The organism is Brevibacillus brevis, assembly GCF_001039275.2.
In the GTDB taxonomy this organism is placed as follows: Bacteria; Bacillota; Bacilli; order Brevibacillales; family Brevibacillaceae; genus Brevibacillus; species Brevibacillus brevis_C.
In genome coordinates this window covers 15,001-20,000 of the sequence record NZ_CP030117.1, presented here as the reverse complement: position 1 = coordinate 20,000, position 5,000 = coordinate 15,001, and the positions used below count along the sequence as shown (strand labels likewise).

General features: G+C 44.8%; 4 protein-coding genes (2 of these 4 only partly in view). 2 read left to right on the top strand and 2 right to left on the bottom strand.

Annotated features, from left to right (window positions below):
- On the bottom strand, positions 1-1,981 hold the 5' portion of the coding sequence (gene gyrA / locus AB432_RS00180) for a DNA gyrase subunit A (RefSeq protein WP_048035492.1). Its footprint begins 545 nt before the window's first position; the window shows 1,981 of its 2,526 coding nt (coding positions 1-1,981); its start codon is at positions 1,979-1,981; its stop codon lies beyond the left edge, outside the window.
- Positions 1,982-2,541: 560 nt separating this feature from the next.
- Here gyrA and AB432_RS00175 point away from each other — a divergent pair.
- Together AB432_RS00175 and AB432_RS00170 are read left to right on the top strand one after the other, a co-directional pair.
- Complete coding sequence (locus AB432_RS00175; RefSeq protein WP_048035491.1) at positions 2,542-3,267, top strand: response regulator transcription factor; 726 nt, start codon at positions 2,542-2,544, stop codon at positions 3,265-3,267.
- Positions 3,264-4,628 carry a sensor histidine kinase gene (locus AB432_RS00170; protein WP_048035490.1) on the top strand — a complete coding sequence of 455 codons (1,365 nt, stop codon included), beginning with the start codon at positions 3,264-3,266 and terminating at the stop codon, positions 4,626-4,628. The genes AB432_RS00175 and AB432_RS00170 overlap by 4 nt, the downstream gene beginning before the upstream one ends.
- Positions 4,629-4,688: 60 nt before the next feature.
- Here the strand turns inward: AB432_RS00170 and AB432_RS00165 are convergent, their stop codons facing one another.
- Positions 4,689-5,000: the 3' portion of an MFS transporter gene (locus AB432_RS00165; protein WP_048035489.1), read on the bottom strand. It continues 963 nt past the right edge of the window; the window shows 312 of its 1,275 coding nt (coding positions 964-1,275); the start codon falls outside the window, past its right edge; its stop codon occupies positions 4,689-4,691.

Genomic DNA, 5,000 nt, shown 5'->3' with positions numbered 1-5,000 from the left:
TGATGATTTCTTGTTGACCATCCGTCAGACGAACACCAATCAACTCATCATCTTCGCGCAGGTTAACCGCAATCAGGCCACCTTTGCGAATATTTTCATAGGACTCCAGCGTGGTTTTCTTAATAATCCCCTTCTTGGTCGCAAAGAACAGGAAATGTTCTTGATCAAACTCCTTCACAGGGATTACCGCACTTACCCGCTCCCCTTTTTCAATCTGAATGAGATTGATGATTGGGGTACCTTTCGCTGTCCGGCTCAGGTCAGGAATCTCGAATCCTTTTAGGCGATAAGCCTTCCCTTTGCTCGTGAAGAACATGATGTAATCATGCGAGTTGGTAATGTACAGATGCTCGACAAAATCGTCATCCTTGGTTCCCAACCCCTGCACGCCACGTCCACCACGTTTTTGCGAACGGTAGGTGGAAACAGGCAGACGCTTGATATAACCATCATGCGTCAGGGTGATTACGACATCTTCCTCTGGGATCAAATCAGCATCTTCGATATGATTCTCATCGAAAGTAATTTCCGTGCGTCTTGCATCGCCAAACTTCTCTTTGATCTCACCCAGCTCTTCGCGGATGATCGCGTAGATTTTGGCTTCGTCTGCAAGAATAGAACGCAATTCAGCAATTTTCACCATGAGCTCTTGGTATTCGTTCTCGATTTTTTCTCGTTCCAAACCAGTCAGGCGTTGCAGACGCATATCGAGAATGGCCTGTGCCTGCTCGTAGGACAAGGAGTAATTTTCCATGAGTCCTGTGCGAGCTTCTTCTGTGGTTTGAGAAGATCGAATCAAGCTGATAATCTCGTCAATATGGTCCAACGCAATGCGCAAGCCTTCCAGGATATGCGCACGGGCTTCTGCTTGCTTGAGATCGTATTCGGTCCTTCTGCGGATAATGACGCGTTGGTGCTCCAAATAGTAAAAGAGCATGTCACGCAGATTCAATACACGCGGACGACTGTCAACGAGTGCCAGCATATTCACACCAAATGTAGACTGCATTTGGGTATGCTTAAACAGATTGTTCAATACAACCTTTGGAATGACGTCACGGCGCAATTCCATAACGATACGCATACCTTTGCGGTCAGACTCATCACGAAGGTCGGTAATGCCTTCGATTTTTTTCTCGCGCACTAGCTCCGCGATTTTTTCCACGAGTCTAGCCTTGTTCACCTGATAAGGAATCTCTGTTACGATGATGCGCGGTTTTCCTTTCCCATCCTCTTCAATCTGGGTTTTGGCACGCATAATAATGGAACCACGGCCTGTTTCATAGGCACGACGAATACCACTGTAACCGAGAATTTCCCCCGCTGTAGGGAAGTCAGGTCCCTTGATAATTTTCATCAAATCTTGAATCGTAATATCAGGATTATCGATCATGGCAATGACGCCATCAACAACTTCCGTCAAGTTATGCGGCGGAATATTGGTAGCCATACCTACAGCAATCCCTGATGCACCATTCAAAAGCAGGTTCGGGAAACGAGAAGGCAATACAACCGGCTCTTCTTTGCGTCCATCGTAGTTAGGAGTGAAATCGACCGTTTCTTTATCAATATCGCGCAAAAGCTCCAGCGCGAGCTTGGAAAAACGCGACTCCGTATAACGCATCGCCGCTGCCGGGTCGCCGTCTACAGAACCGAAGTTCCCTTGCCCTTCAACCAGCATGTAGCGCATGTTAAAATCTTGGGCCATACGTACCATCGCTTCATAGATGGAAGAGTCACCATGCGGATGGTAGTTCGCCATTACTTCCCCGACAACGTTTGCCGATTTACGGAACGGCTTGTCAGGAGTAAGACCCATATCGTGCATGGCATACAAAATACGCCTGTGTACAGGCTTCAAACCATCGCGAACGTCAGGCAAAGCCCGACTGACGATAACGCTCATCGCATAGCTAATGAACGATTCTCTCATTTCGTGGCTAATATCGACTTTTGGAAACCGAGCAGTTTCTTCTGCCATAAAGGGTAAACCTCCAACTGGTTATCACAATACTTCATTATACCATATAGAGAGAGGACACGTCCAAAAAATCCAGTTGAATCAATCCATTTCCACAAGATTTTCCACGCATTTTGGCTGTGCACTCACGAATTTCGAAGTATCCCTAAATATTCCAGCCCTGTTTCACACTGGTTCATCACACAAAACAAAAAAGGCCCCTACATTCTGGCGCCTAGAAGTTCATGTTTTTTACGTGTATTTATGACCATCTTTACAGCTTCACGACCATTTCCAATTCGGAGGAGTGAATCATTGTCTTCGTATCGATTAACAATCCGAACGTAATCGCGATCATCTGTAGTAGTTTTCTCATGGTGTATCCCTCCGTTTTTTGAATGTACTTTGATTTTACAGGGAATGAAAACCTAGTCCTATCGATTTGGGTTTCAATTTCCTTACACTCTTGTAAGATATGCAGGAAAGTATGGGAAAAGTGTGGGAAATGCCTTCAACAACTGCTTAAGTCCGTTTGACGATGTACAATAAAGTGAGAATCTAAAGGTTCGCGGAGGAATCCTATGAAGACCTTTCACATTGCTATCGTAGACGATGACATCAATATTCGTCAGATCGTCGAAGCCTATCTGCAAAAGGAAGGCTATGTTACAACTGCAGTTGAATCAGCCGAAGAGGCTATTACTTTAGAGCAAGAGAATCCCCCCGATCTATGGGTATTGGACATCATGTTGCCCGGTATGAATGGCTATGAGTTTTGCCGACGTATTCGTGCTGGATCAGAGACGCCTATCATCATGGTTTCTGCTCGGGACGAAGAAGTAGACAAAATTCTAGGATTAGAGCTAGGAAGTGATGATTATCTCACCAAACCTTTTAGCCCTCGTGAATTAGTGGCACGTGTGAATCGGGCACTCCAACGTTGGAAACAGATGAAATCCCATGCGGAAGAATCCCCTTTCACTGCGAAAGACAGTAACCCGGAAGAGGCCGCTAACAGCGCTCTTGTATTAGATAAGAAAAAACGTCTGGTCTATTCTTTTGGGGAGGAAGTAGAGGTGACCTCAAAAGAGTTTCAGGTGCTTAGCCTTTTATCGGAGCATCCGAATCGGGCTTTTTCCCGAGATGAGCTGCTTTCTCTTATATGGGGATATGATTATTTTGGAAGTGATCGAGTGGTTGATGATCTCATTCGTCGTATCCGAAAAAAGCTGGACAAGATCCCTCTCGAAACCGTCTGGGGGTTTGGGTATCGCCTGCGAACTTTGGAAGGAACCAAGGGTGAATGAGTATCCAATTTCGCATTACGTTGATGTTCGCTCTTCTTCTCTGTCTTGTCATGGGGGTATCAGCTGTTCTGATCAATTCGTTTTTGCTGGATAATTTAATCGAACAGCAAAAGAATGAATTAAACCTAAAAGGGCGATTCTGGATTGAAAAAATGGACGAATCGAAAGTAAAGATCGAAACTGAGGGAGTCGCAGAACTCGAAAAGCTTCTCGTTTCCAATCGCAAGATAGAAGTTTTGCTCTTAGGCAAAAAGAAAAAAGTACTCTATACGTCCCTGCCTTCTTCCAATTTGAATGAATGGATGGACGCCCTTGAGCGGAAAGCGGAGAAAAGGCAAAATCGAAACATATGGATGGTCGGTAGCGATGATTACGTGGTCGTTAACTTGGCTTTTAAAAACGACGAAAAGCAACGACTGATTCTTGCCTCTCCTGTCCGTGGACTAAAAGACATTCGTATGGAGATGACGAATAACATATTGTTCATCGTTTTGATTGGAGCCATATCCACGATTTTGCTAAGCTTTTTTATTACGCGTAGTATGGTGAAGCCACTGCATAAATTGACGAGAGAAATTAAAAAGGTTCAATCGCGGCGATTTTCCGAAGTCCAGCTCATTCCTGCTCGCGGTGAGATTGCTGAAGTCTCGAATAGTGTTTACTCTATGGCACAAGAACTCGATCGTTTTCATGAAATCCAGCGGCAATTTTTACAGAATGCTTCCCACGAGCTAAAAACCCCTCTCATGTCCATTCAGGGATATGCTGAGGGAATTCGCGATGGTGTTTTTGTTGATGCTGCTGCTGAAAAAGGTTTTAATGTCATCGTAGAGGAAACCAATCGATTGAAGCATATTGTGACTGAAATTATATTGTTGGCCAAGCTTGAAGGCGAAGAGAATTTGTTTGATCCCTCATGGCATTCCGCTAATGACCTGGTGAATCGGGCCATTGAACGCTTACACCCTTTGCAGCTCCAAAACAATGTAACGATTTCAGTACGTTCGACTAAAACCAATGACGTAGTGTACGTCGATGAAGGAAAGTTTCTTCAAGCCTTGTTGAATATCATTGGAAATGCTTTACGTCATGCCAAGGATCAGATCACGATCGAAATCAATCCAGGCAAGCGCCAGCTCCAAATAGAAGTGCAAGATGATGGTGAGGGCATCCCGGAAGAGCTTCTCCCTCATTTATTTCATCGTTTTGTGAAAGGAAAAAATGGTGATGTCGGACTGGGGCTAGCTATTTCTCGAGCAATTATCGAACGTTCGCACGGCCGTCTCCAAGCAGAAAATGGTCCACTCTACGGCGCTGTTTTCCGCATTATCCTTCCCTTTTATCCGCAGCCTGAAAACTAACTAACACCCGAGTATCTAGTGTCTACTCGGGTGTTTTTCTTTCAATCAATATCTTTACAGCTACATGTTCCCGGAAATTTTCGCCGTGAGCGCGTTCCTGCCAATACGCATAACCATGACAGACGCGATCAAGCAAAATATTCCCGCAATGATAAACATGAGAAAGTAACTATTTGACACGGTATAAATGACTCCTCCACCGTAAGCGGCCACAGCAGCACCTAATTGATGTGCAGCCAATATCCACCCAAACACAATTCCTGATTGCTGTTTTCCAAAAATATCGGTTGTCAACTTAAGTGTCGGAGGAACAGTGGCTACCCAATCTAAGCCATAGAAAACGATGAACAAGCCCAGGGTAAACGTAGAAGA

What these genes read in the sequence shown, in the direction of transcription:
- AB432_RS00170 (WP_048035490.1), top strand. Translation starts at nt 3,264, where the DNA reads ATGAGTATCCAATTTCGCATTACGTTGATGTTCGCTCTTCTTCTCTGT.
- AB432_RS00175 (WP_048035491.1), top strand. Translation starts at nt 2,542, where the DNA reads ATGAAGACCTTTCACATTGCTATCGTAGACGATGACATCAATATTCGT.